This window comes from Anaerocolumna sp. MB42-C2 (genome assembly GCF_030913705.1).
Classification (GTDB): domain Bacteria; phylum Bacillota; class Clostridia; order Lachnospirales; family Lachnospiraceae; genus Anaerocolumna.
Map to the genome: position 1 here is coordinate 3475183 of NZ_CP133190.1, position 19543 is coordinate 3494725.

At 34.5% G+C, this 19543-nt stretch carries 22 protein-coding genes; 17 read left to right on the plus strand and 5 right to left on the minus strand.

Features of this window, described 5'->3' with window-relative positions:
- The first annotated feature begins 46 nt into the window (after window positions 1–46).
- From RBU59_RS15330 to RBU59_RS15365, 8 genes are all read left to right on the plus strand, one after another.
- Entirely contained in the window at window positions 47–757 is a 711-nt protein-coding gene (locus RBU59_RS15330) for a LytR/AlgR family response regulator transcription factor (protein WP_308143385.1), read from the plus strand.
- 3 nt (window positions 758–760) lie between these two features.
- Window positions 761–2080 carry a sensor histidine kinase gene (locus RBU59_RS15335; RefSeq protein WP_308143386.1) on the plus strand — a complete coding sequence of 440 codons (1320 nt, stop codon included), beginning with the start codon at window positions 761–763 and terminating at the stop codon, window positions 2078–2080.
- A 138-nt stretch (window positions 2081–2218) separates the two neighbouring features.
- Window positions 2219–3523 carry an IS30 family transposase gene (locus tag RBU59_RS15340; protein WP_308143387.1) on the plus strand — a complete coding sequence of 435 codons (1305 nt, stop codon included), beginning with the start codon at window positions 2219–2221 and terminating at the stop codon, window positions 3521–3523.
- Between the two features lie 551 nt (window positions 3524–4074).
- Window positions 4075–4653 (plus strand): accessory gene regulator ArgB-like protein, encoded by a 579-nt coding sequence (locus tag RBU59_RS15345; protein ID WP_308143388.1) that lies wholly within the window; start codon window positions 4075–4077, stop codon window positions 4651–4653.
- The gene (locus RBU59_RS15350; RefSeq protein ID WP_308143389.1) at window positions 4654–4803 is read left to right on the plus strand and encodes a hypothetical protein; all 150 of its coding nucleotides are present in this window, start codon (window positions 4654–4656) and stop codon (window positions 4801–4803) included.
- A 180-nt stretch (window positions 4804–4983) separates the two neighbouring features.
- Window positions 4984–8265, plus strand: a complete 3282-nt coding sequence (locus RBU59_RS15355; RefSeq protein ID WP_308143390.1) for a DUF6240 domain-containing protein — start codon at window positions 4984–4986, stop codon at window positions 8263–8265.
- A 22-nt stretch (window positions 8266–8287) separates the two neighbouring features.
- Window positions 8288–9769 (plus strand): flagellin N-terminal helical domain-containing protein, encoded by a 1482-nt coding sequence (locus RBU59_RS15360; protein ID WP_308143391.1) that lies wholly within the window; start codon window positions 8288–8290, stop codon window positions 9767–9769.
- 46 nt (window positions 9770–9815) lie between these two features.
- Window positions 9816–10295 (plus strand): flagellar export chaperone FliS, encoded by a 480-nt coding sequence (locus tag RBU59_RS15365; protein WP_308143392.1) that lies wholly within the window; start codon window positions 9816–9818, stop codon window positions 10293–10295.
- 86 nt (window positions 10296–10381) lie between these two features.
- Here the strand turns inward: RBU59_RS15365 and RBU59_RS15370 are convergent, their stop codons facing one another.
- Complete coding sequence (locus RBU59_RS15370) at window positions 10382–10603, minus strand: YaaL family protein (protein WP_308143393.1); 222 nt, start codon at window positions 10601–10603, stop codon at window positions 10382–10384.
- Between the two features lie 125 nt (window positions 10604–10728).
- Between RBU59_RS15370 and RBU59_RS15375 the strand changes: the two genes are divergently transcribed.
- The 6 genes from RBU59_RS15375 (at window position 10729) to RBU59_RS15400 (ending at window position 15948) form a co-directional block, all read left to right on the plus strand.
- Entirely contained in the window at window positions 10729–11001 is a 273-nt protein-coding gene (locus tag RBU59_RS15375; protein WP_308143394.1) for a pro-sigmaK processing inhibitor BofA family protein, read from the plus strand.
- 313 nt (window positions 11002–11314) lie between these two features.
- Entirely contained in the window at window positions 11315–11749 is a 435-nt protein-coding gene (locus tag RBU59_RS15380; RefSeq protein WP_308148589.1) for an RNA polymerase sigma factor, read from the plus strand.
- 2 nt (window positions 11750–11751) lie between these two features.
- The gene (locus tag RBU59_RS15385) at window positions 11752–12354 is read left to right on the plus strand and encodes a hypothetical protein (RefSeq protein ID WP_308143395.1); all 603 of its coding nucleotides are present in this window, start codon (window positions 11752–11754) and stop codon (window positions 12352–12354) included.
- 664 nt (window positions 12355–13018) lie between these two features.
- Window positions 13019–13768 (plus strand): A24 family peptidase, encoded by a 750-nt coding sequence (locus RBU59_RS15390; RefSeq protein ID WP_308143396.1) that lies wholly within the window; start codon window positions 13019–13021, stop codon window positions 13766–13768.
- A gap of 144 nt (window positions 13769–13912) precedes the next feature.
- On the plus strand, window positions 13913–14908 hold the full coding sequence (locus tag RBU59_RS15395) for a hypothetical protein (RefSeq protein WP_308143397.1): 996 nt from the start codon (window positions 13913–13915) through the stop codon (window positions 14906–14908).
- A 152-nt stretch (window positions 14909–15060) separates the two neighbouring features.
- Window positions 15061–15948, plus strand: coding sequence for a CpaF family protein (locus tag RBU59_RS15400; RefSeq protein ID WP_330698346.1), 888 nt, complete (start codon window positions 15061–15063; stop codon window positions 15946–15948).
- 8 nt (window positions 15949–15956) lie between these two features.
- On the opposite strand, the gene RBU59_RS15405 is transcribed toward RBU59_RS15400, so the two are convergent.
- The 3 genes from RBU59_RS15405 to RBU59_RS15415 are packed head-to-tail and all read right to left on the minus strand — an operon-like array spanning window position 15957 to window position 18329.
- Window positions 15957–17336 carry a recombinase family protein gene (locus tag RBU59_RS15405; protein ID WP_308143398.1) on the minus strand — a complete coding sequence of 460 codons (1380 nt, stop codon included), beginning with the start codon at window positions 17334–17336 and terminating at the stop codon, window positions 15957–15959.
- Between the two features lie 32 nt (window positions 17337–17368).
- A complete protein-coding gene (locus RBU59_RS15410; protein ID WP_308143399.1) occupies window positions 17369–17833 on the minus strand; it encodes a hypothetical protein in 465 nt (154 codons plus the stop codon).
- Between the two features lie 10 nt (window positions 17834–17843).
- A complete protein-coding gene (locus RBU59_RS15415; protein WP_308143400.1) occupies window positions 17844–18329 on the minus strand; it encodes a helix-turn-helix domain-containing protein in 486 nt (161 codons plus the stop codon).
- A gap of 236 nt (window positions 18330–18565) precedes the next feature.
- On the opposite strand from RBU59_RS15415, the gene RBU59_RS15420 reads away from it, so the two are divergent.
- From RBU59_RS15420 to RBU59_RS15430, 3 genes are read left to right on the plus strand one after another with little or no spacing between them, the layout of a single operon-like run.
- Window positions 18566–18772 carry a helix-turn-helix transcriptional regulator gene (locus RBU59_RS15420; protein ID WP_308143401.1) on the plus strand — a complete coding sequence of 69 codons (207 nt, stop codon included), beginning with the start codon at window positions 18566–18568 and terminating at the stop codon, window positions 18770–18772.
- 34 nt (window positions 18773–18806) lie between these two features.
- Window positions 18807–18938, plus strand: coding sequence for a hypothetical protein (locus RBU59_RS15425; RefSeq protein ID WP_308143402.1), 132 nt, complete (start codon window positions 18807–18809; stop codon window positions 18936–18938).
- A 16-nt stretch (window positions 18939–18954) separates the two neighbouring features.
- Window positions 18955–19134, plus strand: coding sequence for a hypothetical protein (locus RBU59_RS15430; RefSeq protein ID WP_308143403.1), 180 nt, complete (start codon window positions 18955–18957; stop codon window positions 19132–19134).
- Here RBU59_RS15430 and RBU59_RS15435 read toward each other — a convergent pair.
- The gene (locus RBU59_RS15435; protein ID WP_308143404.1) at window positions 19118–19492 is read right to left on the minus strand and encodes a DUF2513 domain-containing protein; all 375 of its coding nucleotides are present in this window, start codon (window positions 19490–19492) and stop codon (window positions 19118–19120) included. The genes RBU59_RS15430 and RBU59_RS15435 overlap by 17 nt on opposite strands.
- Window positions 19493–19543 lie beyond the last annotated feature (51 nt).

Sequence of the window (19543 nt, forward strand, 5' to 3'; positions counted from 1 at the left end):
GAACCAGATTTTAAATAAGCAAAAATAAAAGGATGGAAACTCCAGAATGGTTGTGCAAATAGCAGTATGTGACGATGAAAAAATCTTTTTAGAAGATTTGGTTAGTCAAATATATACACAATTTTCAGAGAAAGGCAATGAAATTCATATTAACTCTTTTTTGGATGGAAAAAAATTATTAGAAGCCAGTGATAAAATACCCTTTGATGTATTATTTCTGGATATTGAGATGCCGGGATTAAGCGGAATAGAAGTAGCAGAAAAAGTGAGAGTAACGAACCCCTTTGTAAGCATTATATTTATAACTAACAGAGATGATCTTGTATTTCAGTCGATCCGTTATAAACCTTTCCGTTTTATAAGAAAGCCTTGGTTGAAAGAAGAATTGCCTGAAGCAATTGAAGCAATTATAAATAAAATCAAAAATGATAATCTGTATTATACGGTAAGTTTTAATAATTCAACCAAACAGATTCGGATCACCGATATAATGTATATTGAAAGTTATAAACATGATATCTATCTATGTACGGAGGATAATAAATACCGTATAAAAAGTAATCTCCATAAGATAGAGAAAGAATTTGAAGTTTACGGATTTATACGGGTACACAGTGGTTATCTGGTAAATTACCGTTACATTTATTCCATAGATAAAACAAAGGTGATATTAAACAATAAAGATATGGTACCAATAAGCCGATATCGTTTAGAAACGGTAAAACAAAAACTGCAATTATTTACGAGAGGTACTTAAAAAATGATATGGACAGTAATAGAATACGCTGCAACTCTGATCCAATGTTTTGTTTCAACGGAGTTTGTTACCAGGTATTTAGGTTTTAAGAATGTCAGTAATAAGAAATATATAGGCTTTACTACAGCTTTTGTAGCTCAGGTGATGGCAACATTAATTATGAATAAGATAACGATATTCGAGGGTGTTGCGGGATTGATTTATCCGGGAATTGTAATTATATACGGAATTTTCTTTTTAAATGGTTCCATATTTGAAAAAATAGTAATAGCGTGCATTGATAACGGTTTAAAAATGATTTTAAGTATTTCTGTATTAACATTAATCAGTTATTTATCGCCCTTTGAAGTAACCCATCTAATAATGCAGCAGGGTATTGAAAGATTTACAGTTTTGGTAATGACTCAGTCAAGTTATTTCTTTCTTACAAGGATGCTGCTGCGATTACAAAGGAATAACAAGTTTGCGTTATCAATCACGGAATGGATTGCGATTTTAAGTGTATTTATCACATCTTTTGCAGCGGGTGTACTTGTTTTTGAAATATTAATTACCAGTCCCCGTACCGGACAAAATGGTTTATTTGCGGTTTTAATCATGTTGTGTTTAATATTGATTAATACGTTATGCTACTATATTTTTGTTAATATGAGTGCCAAAAACAAAGAGAGACTTCATTATTCACTGATGGAATTACGACTAAACGAGCAGGAAAAAAACCTGATAGAGATGAAACAATCCTACGAAGAAATCAGAAAGATTCGTCATGATATGAAAAACTATGTGGAATGTGCCGCCACCCTATTACATAATGGAAAAGGTTCGGAGGCAAAAACTTATTTAAGTACTTTGTTAGACAATAAAATAACTTTTGGATCTCAGCTTATACTTACAAAAAGTGATGCTATCAATGCGGTTATTAGTTCCAAGGCAACATTATGCCAAAAAAGTAATATAGCGTTCTCTTATGAAATAACAGGCAGTGTTGAAAGTATACCGGAACTGGATCTTAGTATTCTGCTTGCAAATTTGTTTGACAATGCAATAGAAGCAAGCAATCAAATTAAAGATAACAGAGAAATAAATTTAAAAATATACAATGAAAGGAATTATCTGGTTATTTTAATCAGCAATTACATAACAGAGTCTGTATTGGATAAAAATCCTCATTTACATACAACGAAAAAAAATAAATTGCAGCATGGCGTTGGCAGTTTAAGTATTAAAGATATTGTAAATAAACATGATGGTATGATAAGTTTCTATGAAAAAGAACAGTATTTTTATGCTGATGTCTGGCTAAAAATAAATCCTCAATTGTAAAATAACTTTCCCTTTCGGACGGGAAAGTTAGGTACAAATATTTGAAAATAGCATAGAGAAATTCGTGTTTCAAAAGGCAGGGCGCAGTCCCTGCCTTTCGTGATATACTGAACTTAGCCGGTTGGGAAAGGAGACACTATGGCTAAGTTTTTATCTTATGAACACCGTTTGGAGATTGAAAGTGGACTGAAGGAAGATCTGACTTTTACAGAGATAGGCAAGAAGCTGGGGAGGGACAGAACTACTATTACAAAAGAAGTCCGCAACTATGCAGCAGAGCAATGTACAGGATATTCAGTCTATCCCCATAATGTATGCAAGTATCGAAAAGGATGTAAGAGAAAAAAAGTGTGTGGAACAAATGAATGTAAGCATCCTATGGTAACCACATGCAGACAGTGTGAAAGCCTGTGTAACAGGTATTGCGAACAGTTTGAGGAAGAAGTATGTACCAGCAGATTTAAAGCCCCCTATGTATGTAATGGATGCAGTGAAGTGAAGAAGTGTACACTGACGAAGACAATCTATGACGCATTGGAAGCCCATTGTCAGGCATCTGAAAAGATTGCGGAATCTAGAAGTGGGATTCTTTCTACTGAAGGAGAAATTGCCAGACTGAATGAGATCCTGGTTCCGCTGATCAAACAAGGACAGTCCATACATCAGATTTATTTAACTAATAAGGATGAGTTAATGTGCAGCGAGAAGACTTTATACAATTACATAGATGGAAGTCTATTTGATGTGCGGAATATTGATCTCCCACGGAAAGTAAAGTATCGACCGCGTTATAAAAAACCAGAGCTGAAGGTAGACAGGGGCTGTCGTGTGGGAAGAAACTATCATGATTATGAGGTGTATCTGGAGCAGCATCCTGATACAGCAGTGATCCAGATGGATTCTGTGATAGGAAGCAAAGGTGGAAAGGTTCTGCTTACATTATTCTTTGTAGAAACGTCCTTGATGCTTGCATTCCTAAGAGACGCCAATACCTCTAAGTCAGTAATCGATATTTATGAGGAACTATATAATAAGCTGGGAGGACAGGACTTTCGAAAGTTGTTTCCAATCATTTTGACTGACAACGGAAGTGAATTTTCTAATCCGAAGAGTATAGAGTATGGTCCAGATGGTAAAGGATTTCAAAGAACCAGAATCTATTACTGTAATCCAAGTGCACCCTATCAGAAAGCGGAAATAGAGGTAGGCCATGAATTCATAAGAAGGGTATTTCCAAAGGGAAAAAGCTTTGATGAACTGATGCAGGAGGATATCAATCTGATGATGAATCATATCAATTCCTATAGAAGAAAAAAGCTGAATGGGAAAAGTCCGTATGAAGCATTCTGTTTTTATTATGGAAAAGACCTGGCTGATAAATTAGGATGCCACGAGGTTGCCGCCAACAGCATCAATTTAACACCAGGCCTTTTGAAAAAGTAGCAAGATAATCTTAAGATGAAACCACCGGCTGGAACGAAAAGACAGATACCAGCAGACGTGAATTTTGGAGTACAAAATTTGTAAGCCAAAATTCACGTCCGGTTTTTGTGCGCCAAAATCATCCTGTTACCAGAGATTATACCATGAAAAGCAAGAGAAAAACGTGAAAGTCATAACAATCGTGGAATTTCGAGTTCAAAAATGGAAGGTTGATTTCAAAATGTGAAACTCGATTACAAAACGGGAAGCTCGGATTGCAATTGAGCGCTAAAAATAAATCAGGATACATAGTTATACCAAACGTGCTTGATACTTAACCAAACGTGTACAGGCTATTGAAAATAGAATTGATATAAGTTATCATCAAAGTGAACTTAGGATTTAATAATTTAGCATGTTCGGGAAATACATAGATTTTAAGTTAATTAGAGTCCAAATATGCTTCTTAAAAATATCTTGTATATTATGTGTGCATCGGTCCATTAGAACTGCAGTGATGGAATAGTCACTTTGGGGCATTTACTAATGCTAATGCATTAGGAGGGGGTATTTTGGCCAATCGAGTTGCAGTGAAGATAACTGATATTTTATGTAAAAATAATACAATTCGGACTGAAGATAAGGAAATTTATATATATGGGTTTGAAATATTATTTTCTAATATTGTTAATTTTACCATCGTGGTAGTTTTAGGCTTTTTGCTAAACCAATTTTATCATGCGATGCTGTTTTATATAGCTTTTGTAATAACCAGATCGTATTCTGGCGGCTATCATGCCAGTACTTATGTAAAATGCCATATTGCATTTGCTTCCATTTTTATAGTAACAATGTTTATGTCCAGATTGCTACTTCCTACAACATCACTGGTTTATTTATTGGTTTTTATAGCTATTTACATAGGATGTATATTTGAATACGCTCCAATTGAAAATAGTAATAAAACGTTACAGGAATTGGATAAGCTTAAGTACAGGAAAATCAGCATCGTAATTAGTTTATGCTGGACAGTACTTGTCGTTGCGTTATATTTTATAGCAAGGGAATTTGCTGCTACATTAACATTTACATTGGTTGCAGTTGCAATGCTAATGTTAATTGAGGTAAATAAAAGAAAGGAGCTATATTAGATGAAAGTTAAAAATTTATTATTAAAGGCTATCGCCGGATTAGGTTACAAAAGTGCTTTGAATGCTGGAGGAACTGCTTCTCAGTATGGAACTTATCAGGCAGCAGAACCAAAATCAATTTCTGAACTCAGAAACAAAAAGAAAGCATAACTAGGGCAGATTGATGATGACTGGGGAGTATATCACAATATAAAACACACTGGACCAAACAGATTCTGGATGGTTCAGTGTGTTTTTTTACGTTAAAATATAATTAAAGCTTTCCAGCTTAAGTGCCGAAATATGTTGTATCACATAAAGGTAATATTGTCAAAAGAGAGAGTGAAGTTGATGATGATAAATGGAGTATATGGGACAGGCAGTCCTAGTGTACAGGAAAACACAGCAAATACAGCACCAAAAGAAGAAAACATTGCAGAGGTAAAACAGGCCAAGAACAATATAATTACAGAAACCGCATCTGTAACAGCAGATACTGATTATACGACTTACAATGAAAATACATTGCAGAATAATGATAGTGAAAAGACACAGGAGGAGAAAAGTACCGAGGGAGAAGAGCAAAGCAATACAAAAGAACGAATGACAAAAGAAGATTATAAAGCAATCAGTGAAGAAGGAATTTCCCTTGAGGAATATAATGCTGAAAGGCTCACTTTGGCGTTACAACGTGTTAAAACACAAAGAATTGTAACAGAAGAAAATCTGACTGATCAAAAAGAAAATTTAGAGCAAAAAATGGAAGCCGTTAAAAATATGGCTGATTACAGCGGTACGACTAAAAAAATCGTAGAGAAATTAATAGAGTCCGATATGCCGGTAACAGAAGCCAATATAGCTAAAATTGCCGCTGCCCTTGAAATGGCGTCATCCGCACTTTCTTTAACGGATAAAGGAATCAGTTATATAATTAAAAACAACCTGGAACCAACCATCGAAAATATATATAAAGCCCAGTATAGCGGCAGCTTTTCGCAGAATAGAAGAATAAGTGATCAAGTTTTTGAAAACTTACAGGGGCAGATAAGTGAAATTATAGAGAATTCCGGTCTTAAAGTAAATGATGAGAATTTACAGTCTGCTAAATGGTTATTAAATAATGGATTGCCTGTAACGGACAAAACATTATGGGCCTACCATGACCTTAATCAGTTAAAGAATAATACCGGGGAAGAAACCATATTAAACAAAACCGTGGAAACTTATGCATCCGGTAAATCACCGGAATCAGCATCATTAGGGACAGCAGATACCACCAGAGCTAGTCAGGCTATAGATGCTTTCTGGTCGATTAGCGAAGAAGCAATTACAGTGGTTGTTAATCATAGTGGGCTGGAAACCAGCCAGATAAATTGCCGTGAACTTAAAAAAGCTCAGGCACAATTGGAGCAGCAGGGCAGGAAAACACAAGAGAAGCAGCTTCAAACGGATAAGGATAATGTTCAACTTCAAAACAATGAAAAAACAGGCAGTGAAGATGTAAGGCAGGAAGTATCGGTATCAGATAACCTTGATATTAAAACCATAACCGTCAGAAGGCAATTGGAAGAAATCAGGTTAAAAATGACACTGGATTCAGGAAAACAATTAATTAAAAACGGATTTCATCTGGATACGGATTCTCTGAGTAAAATCGTTGACGGTTTAAGGGAATTAGAGGATAAGTATTATAAAAACCTTCTAAAAGAAGGGAATGCAGCGATAACTTCAGAAAATGTCCAGACATTAAAGGGCAGTATTCAAAGTGTGGAAGAATTAAAAGCAATGCCAAGCTACATTCTTGGCAATACTCTGTCAAGCCGCAGCATTGAGACAGTGGAGGGATTGTTATCAGCCGGAAATGAATGCAAAAATTCCCTTAAGGCCGGGGAAACTTATGAAGCTTTGATGACAAAACCCCGTTCTGACATGGGAGATTCCATAACAAAGGCTTTTCAGAATGTAGATGATATTCTGGAAGACATGAAACTGGAGACTACCCAGGCCAACGAAAGGGCTGTTAGAATACTGGGGTATAATGGGATTTCGATAACCGAGGAAAATATATCTTATGTCAAGTCTTACGATGAACAGGTAAACAGGTTGATGAAAAATTTTCAGCCGTCGGTTGCAGTGGAACTGATAAAAAAAGATGTGAATCCTCTCAATATACCCATTGAAGAATTAAATCAGCAGATAGAAAGTATACAGAATGAATTAGGTATAACTGAAGAAGAGAAATACAGTAAATATCTCTGGAAACTGGAAAAAAACAAAGCTATTACACAAGAGGAGAGAAAGTCTTATATTGGTATCTACCGATTACTGAATACCGTTGATAAAACAGATGGTGCAGCCTTGGGGTCAGTATTGAAAGCGGGACAGGAAGTAACCATGCAGAATCTTCTGACTGCTGTCAGAACTATGAAAAGCGGCGGTATGGATACTGCCGTGGATGACAGCTTTGGGGCTTTGGCACAGCTTAATTATTCAAGAGAAAGTATTACGGAACAGATTAATACCTCCTTTAACCGGGAGGGGCAATCTAAGGAAACAAATCAAACAGACGAAACGGCTGATATTTTAAATGAAAAAATAAAATATTCAAGCCATTTGGTTCGGGATGTTATGGAAGAAATATCACCGGAAAAATTACAGAAATTTAAGGACTCTGATGAAATATTAAATATGTCTGTGGAAAAATTAAAGGAAGAACTTCTTAATATACCAAAAGGAGAGGAAGAAAATGAATATTGGAACAAAAAAGTAGAAGATTATCATGAAGTTTTGTTCCAGGCGGAAGATGCAATCAGGCTATTAAAAAATTATGAAATGCCAACCAGCATAGCTAATATACAGGCTGCTAAAGACTTAATCAGCAAAAACAATACATTTTATAAACAGTTAACTAAAACACTAAAAAATAACAATAAACCAGGAGATACAGAGGAATCCGATACAGATAGGAAAGAGACGGGACTGGATTTAGAAGCTGTTTCTGAGGGTATGATGGAGGCTTTAAAAAGTCCATCCAGTATGAAGCAGCAATATCAGATGTTAGAACAGGATGTTAATAAACTATTAAATCAGGTTTATGAAAATCCGGTTATTACCTCTCAGGATATTACAACACTTCAAAGGATTAATTATGGAATGTCATTTATCGGAAAACTGGCAAGTAAAGAGATTTATGAGATACCTATGGCACTTGGCAATGACATTACTAATGTTAATGTAACCGTTGTTAGAAATACGGGAGAGACAGGTAAGGTAAGTATTAATATGGAATCCGATACATTGGGCAAGGTATCTGCCGGTATAACGGTAAAAGAACAAGGTATAAACGCTCTGATAACCTGTGATAACCGTAACGGTCTGGATATAATTAAACAAAACAGTCAGGAATTAGTCTATGTCGTTAATCAGGCTGGAATAGAAATCAAACAATTAAATTATGGAATAGGTAATCAAAAGGAGGACTCTTACCGATATACAAATTATAATCCGGTAGGTGAAAGCCAAAACGTAGATACCCCGGATAATTCAGGGGTTAAAACGGATACCTTATACAACCTTGCGAAGACGTTTTTGGTACATATAAAAGAGATAGAAGATAATTTAAAAAACACGTGATAAACACAGATGGGAGCATGATATGAGAATTAATCATAATATTTCAGCTTTAAAATCAAATAATCAATTAGTAAGAACCAATAATGCACTGGACAAAAGCTTAGAGAAATTGTCCTCCGGATTTCGCATTAACCGTGCTGCGGATGATGCTGCCGGTATGGCTATTTCCCAAAAGATGAAGACCCAAATCGCAGGACTTGACCAGGCTTCTAGAAATGCATCAGACGGTATATCCATTATACAAACGGCAGAGGGTGCCTTAACCGAAGTTAATTCCATGTTGCAGAGGATGAGAGAATTAGCAGTTCAGGCAGCCAATGGAACCAATACAGTAGGAGATAGAAAATCCATACAAAATGAAATTGACGAACTAAAAGAAGAAATTCAGAGAATTTCTGACACAACGGAATTTAATACCAAAAAAATATTGGATGGAAGTATTGATAATATGTCGTATTCTGATAATACCTCTGTTGAATTAGTTTCTTTATCAGATGCGGTTCAAAGCGGAAGTTATGGGATAAAAATTGATTCAGAAGCAACCAAAGCAGTAGCAGTTGGAACGGGCCCAATAAATTATCCTAATCCAAGTAATTTGGCAGGTAAAATAAATATTAATGGCAATGAGATTGAAATAAAAGCGGGTGATACACTGGAAGACGTATATGCAAAAATTCGTGAAACTTGTGATAATGCAAATATTAAGGTTTTTGCCAGTAATACAACCACACCGAATCAATCTCTTAAAGATGCACCGGATACAGCCGGTTATACAGATGTAAATGTTGCAAATAGTAAATATCTTGTTTTTGTATCGGAAAAATATGGTTCCGATCAATCCATAGAAATTACCTGTGACAGCGATGCCTTAAAGAATGCTCTGGGAATCGCCAGTGTCACATCAAATAAAGGAACCGATGCGAAAGCAACTTTAGTATCGGGTTTTAATACAACGGCAACGGTGTCAGCAGATGGTGATCAAATTAAAATAACGGACAGCAGTGATTTTGAGATGGTTATTAAAGCCGGACCGGGTTCAAAACGTGTTGATGATCCAGCCACAACGGCCATAGACGAAAGTATTACTAACATAACCGTATTAGATGCAGGCCCTATGGAATTACAAATCGGTGCCAATGAGCATCAGACTATGGATGTAAGGATTCCCAAGGTAGATCCGGTTACATTAGGAATTGATAATGTTAACCTTTGTACGGAGGAGGGTGCCCAGGCAGCGATTACAACCTTTGATAATGCCAATAATAAGGTAACGGCGATCCGTGCTAAATTAGGTGCCTATCAGAACCGTTTGGAACATTCTATCTCAAACCTTGATACCACCTCAGAAAATATGACGGAAGCATTATCCCGTATTGAAGATGTTGATATGGCTAAGGAAATGGCTAACTATACTCAGAAAAATGTATTATCCCAGGCAGGTACGTCCATGTTAGCACAGGCCAATCAGAGACCGCAGCAAATCTTATCGCTACTGCAGGGATAATAGGCTGAGAGTTTAAACTATTCAGAGAAAGGTATCAGGAATATAAATGGAAAAAGATCTGTTAAAAGCTTATACCGCAAGAATTTCTCAGGCATCCAGAAGTGAATTAGTGGTTATTATGTATGAAATTATATTATCCGATATAGCTTCGGCTAAAACGTATTTTGAAGCCGGAGAAACAGATTCCTATCTGCGTGAATTAAAACATGCCCAGCGCTTTCTTAATGAATTAATGGCCACTCTGGATTACCGGTATGAGCAGGCCTATCAGCTAATGAGTTTGTATATTTACATTAATAAGTCGATTTTGACTGCGATTTATCAAAAGAAAAACGACATTTTAACGGAAATAGAATCCATTCTCCAAATATTAATGGAGGGGTTCAAAGGCATTATTAAAGAAGACAAAGCCGGACCTGTTATGCAGAATACTCAGCAGCTTTATGCAGGGTTGACTTATGGAAAAGGTGTTTTAAACGAAACCTATTTAAACCCCAATGAACAAAGCAGAGGATTTAAGGCGTAAGCAGTAAATATATAATTTAAGTAGGACATATGTAAATCTTAAGTGTTACTTTACGATTTATATATGTCCTATACTTTTGTTCTAATTTATATAGTAGTATATTCATTATCCATCTCTTTTGCTTGCTTTAGGAGAAATTTATATCTTTTTTGAATCGCATTCACTTCATAGATATAACAGTCAATTAAATCAGGATCAATTACGTTTTCGAAATTCGAATATGCGGATTCCAGAGCAAGCTTTGTCTTTTCAATTTCACCTAGCAAAGCATCATTTTGCTGCTTTTTAATTTTTGAAAACAATTTCATTCATGCTCCATTTCTACCTGATTAACAGGGTTATAAATAATTATTTAATTATAGTATAGTCAGGCTATACCTAGAATATACTAAATTATAGAAAAATTTACCTAATTTAATAAAAGGAGGAAATTATGGAGAGCCAGATTTTTGTTGCTATAATTATTATATGCGTGGCATTAATTTTATTTGGAGTAATAAAACATCGTTTTGATTTACTGGTAAATTTTGGACTGCGTATTTTTTCCGGATTACTGGGAATTTATCTTTTAAATAATTTATTTCTTAGTTTTCATTTATCATTAACTGCCGGAACAAATGCATTCAATGCGCTTGTGATCGGGTTATTAGGCATTCCAGGGTTCCTTCTGGTATATGGAATAACTGCTTTTTATTATTTTACATAAAAAACAGTAAAATTTGTATTACTGGGTTTTGAACTGTTTACTGAATAACTAATTTAGTATGTTTAGAGAAGCTATTGTGCTAATGTTTTAGTGTAATAGCTTCTCTTATTGTTAAGCTGAAATTAAAAAATATATATTGGCATGAGAAATTTTAGATATTACAATCGTTTATATAGAAGAAGGATATTGCTGGTATGAATCATGGAATTTCAATATCTTTTTTTATGATAGATGAGGAAGTGATGATATAAAGAAAAAATGTGGTAATGCAAGGCAGTTAACGTGTGAGGAAAGATATTTATTAAATGAACTTATTGAAAAGTATGCAGACAGTATATTTCGTTGTGCCTATAGTTATTGTGGAAACCGTATGGATGCCGAAGATGTCATTCAGGAAGTTTTTTTAAAATATATGAGAAAACATCCTGAGTTTAAAGATCTTAATCATGAAAGAGCATGGTTCTTAAGAGTGACCATTAATACTGCAAAAGACTATGTTAATTCATTCTGGTACCGTAAAACAGAGGCTCTGAATGAAAATATTCTTTATGAAAATGAGCAGGAAAAGGATATCTGGGAATTGGTTCAACAACTTCCTAAGAAATATCGTCTCATAATCCAATTATTTTATCAGGAGGGATATTCGATAAAAGAAATATCATATATTCTGAAAACCCGGGAATCTACTGTGGGAACGCAACTTAGCAGGGCAAGAGAAATGTTAAAAAATAAATTTGAGGAGGAATAGAAATGAATGATTCTGCAATAGAAAAGAAATTAATGGAAGATTATCATAACATCACAGAAAGAATTCAGTTATCAGATACTTGCAGGAGACGTCTAATGAATATGTCCGTTCACACAAAACACACTAAGGTCGGAATAAAGATTTTACTTACACAAGTCGTCTGTTTAATCTTGTTATTCTTACTTATACCAGCTTCCGCTTTTGCAATGGTGAATATATCAGATATCTTATTGGAAAAAGTAAAAGATGCAAAACTAAATGAAAGCGAAATTATTAAAATAAATAATGATTTACAGGAAGGAGGTTATTCAGCAGAGGAAATTAGAAACATGACACCGTTAGAAAAAAATGAATTTGGTCAGACTTATGGACTGGATGTTCTTGGAGCAGATTTAATCGCAGTTATATCAGAAGAGGGGCTTCATGGTTACGTATATAGGGAAGAACTAGAGGATAAACCGAACTTTAAAACACCGGAAGAAGCAATCGAATGGCAGAATAACAGGCCTGTAAACAGATCTATTTCGGTTTATAAAAGTGATGGCAGGACAGTTATCGGAGAATTTGTAATAGGAAATGGAACGGCAGAAATAAATGATAAATAGTATCATTTATTTTAAAAGATAATACTAAAAAATACGAATAAAGCCCCTGGAGTTAAAATGACAGGGGCTTCTTTTTATATAGCGAATTCGATTCAAGAGTACTATTCCCAGTTCTACCCCAAAAAAACAGACTTAGTATGTAGTATGCTACTCGATGTACAGAAACGGTAATAACACGGATCAGACTGTAAAAACTCGGGGGTTATATACAAAAATACATCCCAATATACCCGATATGATGTGGTGGTGATTTGAAACATGTAACTGTTCACTCCCTGCAAAAAGCTGCAGTTGCGTGAACAGTAACAGACCTCGCGATGCATACAAAACGCATAGAAAACGTTTTGGTGCTGGGATTCTCCGGTTTTCTGTGATAATACACTCACGAAAACACGTCGCATTGTTGCCTGTGAACGCCTGTGAACAGTAACAGAAACATTCAAAAAAATATATAATATTGGGAATATAATTTACTTGTAAATACTTATAAATTTATAATAATTTTATGTATACTTTTAAAATGTAAATTTATAGACTTAAATTAATTTTATATAAAAAATTTTATAAAAATTGTCATATGTAATGAATTTACATAATTTGCATTATTTTGGTTGTAAAATTTATAAGCTGGGTGTAAGATTACCTTATCTAAAAAGTCTGTGAGGTGAAGCCTATTAGTTTTAAGATGACTTGCCTTGTCTGTCTGCTTCTAATTGCTGTGATAATGGATTTAAGGTCTTATAAAATCAGTAATCTTTTAATCATTTTCGGATTAATTCTGGGTCTTATGATTAACTACTGTGAACAGGGACGGACAAGTATTAGTTTATGGTTTTTTGGTATGTTATTACCAATACTGCTCCTATTTCCGCTTTTTCTGATGAAAGCGCTGGGAGCGGGAGATATAAAGCTTTTTTCTGTAGTGGGCTGTTTTTGCGGTGCGGCCAGCGTTTATCATTCTATCGGAGCCGCATTTGTAATAGCCGCATTTTTATCTTTGTTACATCTTATTAAGTACAGGTTAGTTTTATCCGGATTTCTTTCTTTTCAGAATTTCCTTCAAGTTGCAAAATCCAAACATAGTACTATTAACAAATTATCCAAAAGTCTTTATCAGGTAAAATCTGAGGTTGAATTTTTTATCTGCAGATTCCATAGCTATCCGTCAAAACAAATAAAAAGCAGGGAAAGGGAAATAGAATCTAATAATTATACGGATCATCATAGTTATACCGAAAAACGTAATTATACCGGGAAAATTACATATCAGGAAGTCAGGGAGGAAGAAAATAAAAATACGTTACCGGCTATTGTTAATTATTGTGAGAACAGAAAAGGAAGTAAGCAGGGTGTCATTCATTTTTCACCGGCAATTTTATTCGCTGTGCTAATTCATATCTTTCGTATTTATTAGTATGAATAGTATTGCGTAAGACATACGATCCCAAAGCCTCGGACACGAGGTTTGAAAAGAATAGCAAAAAACGCTATTCTTAAGGGTTTATACCCCTAAAGTGTGGGTATTGGTATGAAGTTATTAATAAGGGGGAATGTAATTTTGAGCTCTTTAGCTATTTATGATACGGAAAGTGATTACGCAAACCATTTAATGGATTATTTAAAACGTAACCAAAAAAATTTGATGCAGATACGTGTTTTTACTAATCTACAAAGTCTAAAGGCATATATGGAAGAAAATTTCATTCATATATTATTAATTAATGAAAATTTACCACTAGACGAAGTTAACATGGATAATATAAGAAACATATGCCTATTATCCGAAGAAAATGCAGTCTCAACTAATAATATATATCCTGTAATATATAAATATCAGTCAGCAGAAATTATTATGAAAGAACTATTATTATATTTTCCGGAACAATTGCTTCAAAGCAACAGGAAGAATACTTATGACACTAAAACCAAAATAATCAGTGTCTTTTCCATGCAAGCGGATGTTATGCGGCAGGCTTTTGCATTTTCCCTTGCAAAACAATATTCAGCTATTAAAAAAACATTATACATCAATCTGGATACTCTTCCGGTATTATCTGAAATTCTGGGGTATAAAGCTGATATAGGCCTATCTGAATTAATTTATTTTCTAAAACAAAATCCATCCAATTTAAGTAACAAAATAAGCGGAGTTATTACAAAGCGACAAAATCTTGATTCTTTAGAGGGTGTATCTTTTGGACCTGATTTATTTGAACTAACACCTGAAGATATTGCGCTATGGCTAGGCGAATTGCAGTTAAATGCAGATTATGATGTTATTCTGTTTGATATCGGCTGTTATTCTCAAGGGGTATTAGAGGTATTCCGTAACAGCAGCCAGATATTGTGCCTGATAGCAGAAAACAACTGGGATGAGGTTAAATATAATGTGTTTAAGGACCAATTGAACTGGTCCGGATATACCGATGTTTTAGAAAAAATAACCCAGGTTACTGTTACGGAAGAAATAAGAGATGTACTGCATAATAGAATATATCAACGCTTTGATGTTGAAACCGGTGATTTTGATTTTATTTCAGGCTATATAAGATAGAAGAAGTTTATTTTTTGTGTCTCACTCAATATTCAGTTTTCATTCGATTAAAAATCCGTTATTGAGTATTATTTATTTATTTTTATTTCTGCCATTGGCTGATATTTGCATGAGGAAATGTTAATTAAATAAAATTTCGGATAGGAGGAAAGATGGAAATAAAAAAACAGAAACTGCAGGATTTGGTAATTAAGCAGATCGATTTATCGAAAGAATTACAGGATGAAGAAATCCTGGAGGTAATAGATGAGATTCTGTTAAAAGAAAGTAAAAATAACTACATAAGCTTGCAGGATAAACGGCAGCTTAGGAAAGATATATTTAATTCAATCCGTAGATTGGATATATTACAGGAGTTAATTGAAGACAGTTCTATAACAGAAATTATGATTAATGGTTCTAATAATATATTTATAGAACAAAATGGGGCAATCCATCCCTGGAATAAACAGTTTGAGTCAGTAAAGAAGCTGGAAGATGTTGTACAGCAGATTGTATCAAAATCAAACAGGATTATAAATGAGGCAAGTCCTATCGTGGATGCAAGATTATCGGACGGTTCCAGAGTTAATATTGTTCTCCCGCCGGTAGCCTTGGAAGGCCCCATAGTTACCATCAGGAAGTTCCCGGATAATCCCATTACGATAAAAAAGTTAATTCAAATTGGCTCCGTTACGGAAGAAGTTGCTAAGTTCCTGGAAAAATTAGTTATAGCCGGATACAACATATTCATAAGCGGTGGTACCGGTTCAGGAAAAACAACATTTCTTAACGCACTTTCTAACTTTATTCCCAAAGATGAAAGAGTAATCACCATAGAAGATTCAGCGGAACTTCAGATCAAAGCAATTCCGAACCTGGTTAAATTAGAAGCCCGTAATGCCAATGTGGAGGGTAAAAACGCAGTGACTATAAGAGATCTTATAAAATCCAGCCTTAGAATGCGACCTGACCGAATCGTGGTGGGTGAAGTAAGGGATGCTGCAGCAATTGATATGCTTCAGGCTATGAACAGCGGTCATATATCATTAGCACTATAGCAATATTGTTACAAAAAAATAGGCTTTATAGTACGATCAGAATAAAATTGCACTTCTTGTAAAATAGATCGCCAGAACCACTTTTTTTTATTAAACTCAAAATTGTCATATATTTCTTCTATGTTGCTATCAAGCAACCTTTTTATAGGCCCGAGATCTTTTTTTGGTGTCTCAAATTGTGGAAGTGAGTTCAACTGTTCAAGATATCTTGCTCTATCAATTTTAAATTCATCCATAGTAATTAATTCATTTACATACAGGTCTTTTAGCCGTTCAATCTTAGCTTCGATTTTTTTCTTTTTTTCTGCAAAATTAACAACCGGAGCAACAGTGGCTTCATATTCACCTATGTATACTTCTATATCTTCTCTTAAATGTGATATTAGATATTTTTCAAGGGTACTCTCAAAGAGTATCTTTTTGTTGTCGCAAAGTTTAAGATCGAAATGCTTTTTGCATCGGTAACCACTACGCTTATATCTTTTCCTGGTACCATCAAGTCGCGGATGTCCAATTCCTGATACCTGATGCGCCGCCATAGCGGCTCCGCAATCTCCGCATTTTACAAGACCGCTAAACATGTATTCGTGAGTTTGGTTTTTGCGAATATTTTTAGATAATAGATGTTGTACCAGATCATAAGTTTCTTGGTCAATAATTGGATTGCAATAGTTCTTATTACCCCTGTATTCGCCAATATAAATCCGGTTTTTAAGAATACTCCTGCGGTAAGTTGCCGCTGTTTTATTGATTCCATATTCCTCGCGCATGTATTTCATAGTTTCAATTAAATTTCCAGTACGCTTATAACAATTAAACGTTGCAACAACATACTTTAAATCCTCATTTGGTACCAGGTGTTTATTTTCAATTTTATATCCAAATGGAGTTGTACCGGAGATCACTTCCCCGTTTTTCACCTTGTTTTCAAATACTGCTAGAATACGCTCAGAATCGTTTTGGGCTTCTAATTCGGCCCATGTCATTGATTGTGCTACAAAAGCCCTGCCGTGAGCTGTTGTCGTATCAAAAAAAGGTTGAGAAACGGCTGCCCAGGATACATTATGTTCTTCAAGCATAGCCTGAACATTAAGATAATGTCGTAGATTTCTAAACCATCTATCAAGTTTAGTAAATAATATAATGTCAATTTCTCCGGATTTTACATCATCCATTAGGCGTGTAAACTCATCTCTTGATAATTTCTGTCCGGATATTCCGTCATCAATATAAGTATCATAGACAACAAGATCATCACGCCTTGTTACATAATCTTGTAATGTTTCAAGCTGTTCACGGAGACTATCGCCAACTTTGGCTTGCCTATCGGAACTAACACGTAGGTATAGAGCGACGTGCTTTAAAGTTTTTTCTGGTTTTTTTAACATAATATCACCTTATTCATTTATTTGTTTATGCATTAAAACATTTTTAAAACAGATAGGCATGGCTCAAAAGAAATTATATAATTATCTACCTTTATGTAAGTGCCAAATTTACTTTTGTAACAATTCAAAGCTTCACTAAGAAATTCTTCAGTTACATCCAGAAATTCAGCCATATCATATAATGTGGTACAATGCGCGTTAAATGCTTTAATGATTCCTGTCAATCCTATCCTTTTATTAAATCCCCATAGTCTTCCATGGTATTCTTGCTTCTTATTATCAACAATCTTCAAATTTACAATATTCCCAACATTTTTATAATAGTGCCCTAACTCCTCAGCTAAAACGCAAGTTTTTTCTCTTAATGTAGGTATATCTTTACTAATGCCTAATTTATTGTTTTTACAAAGCCCTTTTGACCTTGAATTAAAACGCTTTTCAATAACCTCAATACCATTATTGTATGCCTCATCTACAAGCAATTCGTACTGATTCAAACTATCACCCCTATAACTCGTCAATATCTTTCTGAATAAGCTTTTGTTCTTCCTCATCATCTGCAAAATCATTATGTGCTGCTCTCAGTTCTAAATCATGAGCTTTTTGTAAATTCATAAGCTGATTTAAATATTCACAGGCAGCTTTTTTGGTCATACCGTTAAAAGCATTTAAATACGTGGTAAGACGTTTCAACATTTTCTTATCATCGTTGGATAAGGTTCGGTAAATTGCAAGCAAATCCTGTTCATCTTGAGACACTGAATCAGATTGATCTTTTTTATCTTCAATTAAATCTGCTTTTTCAATTCCAAAATATTTAGCAAGCATTTCAATTTTATCTATGCGAGGATAGATATTTCCATTAACCCAGTCTGTAAATGTTGAATAACTAACTCCAAGTTCCGAACATATGTCATTTCGTGTCTTATTATTTAGCTCCATATACTTTCTGATGTTTCTTGCAATAATTTCTTTATTACCCAACCCGCTCATTTTCAATACCACTTTCTTCTTATTTTTATGTAATACATTATACGACTATACCGTAAAAAAATCAAGAAGATTTTTAAAAAATTACGATAAAACCGTTGACAAAACGGTTAAACCGTTATACAATGATTTCAAGAGGTTAGACAACTCGTAAATAAATACGAAATTACCTTGCAATTAGAATATGTTATTCGAATTGTTTAACATTTGCACACAAATATGAAGAATGGAGGTATTGTATGGCAGGAATGAGCTTAAAAGCCTTAAGAGTCAACAAAGGATTAACTCAGGCTCAAGCAGCTGAAAAACTAGAAATATCAAAAGACACTCTAAGTAATTATGAACGCGGTAAGTCTTTTCCTGACGTTCCAGTTATTAGACGCATTGAAACTGTATATGGAGTAGGCTATAATGACATAATTTTTTTGCCTAAAAATAACGATTAAACCGTAATTTAATTAAAAATAGGAGGATTAATAAATGGTTAAAGAAAAAACGTCAGCGGATCCCTATAAGGTATTTAAAGCTATCGCGGAAATATTATCAGAACAAGAGGGGGTAAAAATTACTCTTAAATCAGTTAGAAAAAAAGATGAACAGAAATCAGCGTGATAAAGGAGGAAGCCATTTGAACGAACAGGAAGAGTTAAGAACTATATGCATTGACATTCCCAACAAAGTTTTTGAAATTAATGGAGTGCCAATCCCAAAGGATTGCAATGGGTTAACAATACATTTCGAGAATGGCATATGGGAAATTAGTGAAACGCATAGATATCACTTTGGAGAATCTAAAATTGTTGTTTAATTAATTCGGTAATAACACCAGTAGCTATTTTAGTTAAAGTATCAAGTGAGTACGATCCTATTTTACCAGCAACATTTTTTGTTTTGGTCCATACGTTATCTGATCGGATATTAGATAGGAATTCATGTCCGAGTGGAGATAAGTCTTGCACAACACAATCGCCGGTTAATGTATAAGATACTTTATATAAATATCCATGTAAGTCGCATTGTCTAAGGTGGTATTCGATCTCTTCATAAGAGTAGCCAGGAAAATCATTTGGAACAGTATCTTCGCTAAATCTATACTCATATTTTACGCCTGGAAGAGATTCAATTTTTAAAAGAATATTTCTAACGCAATCTGGATTAAGTTTCATAAGTGTATTCTCCTTTCCTATGTATTCCGGTGGCAGCCGGTACATTAATTA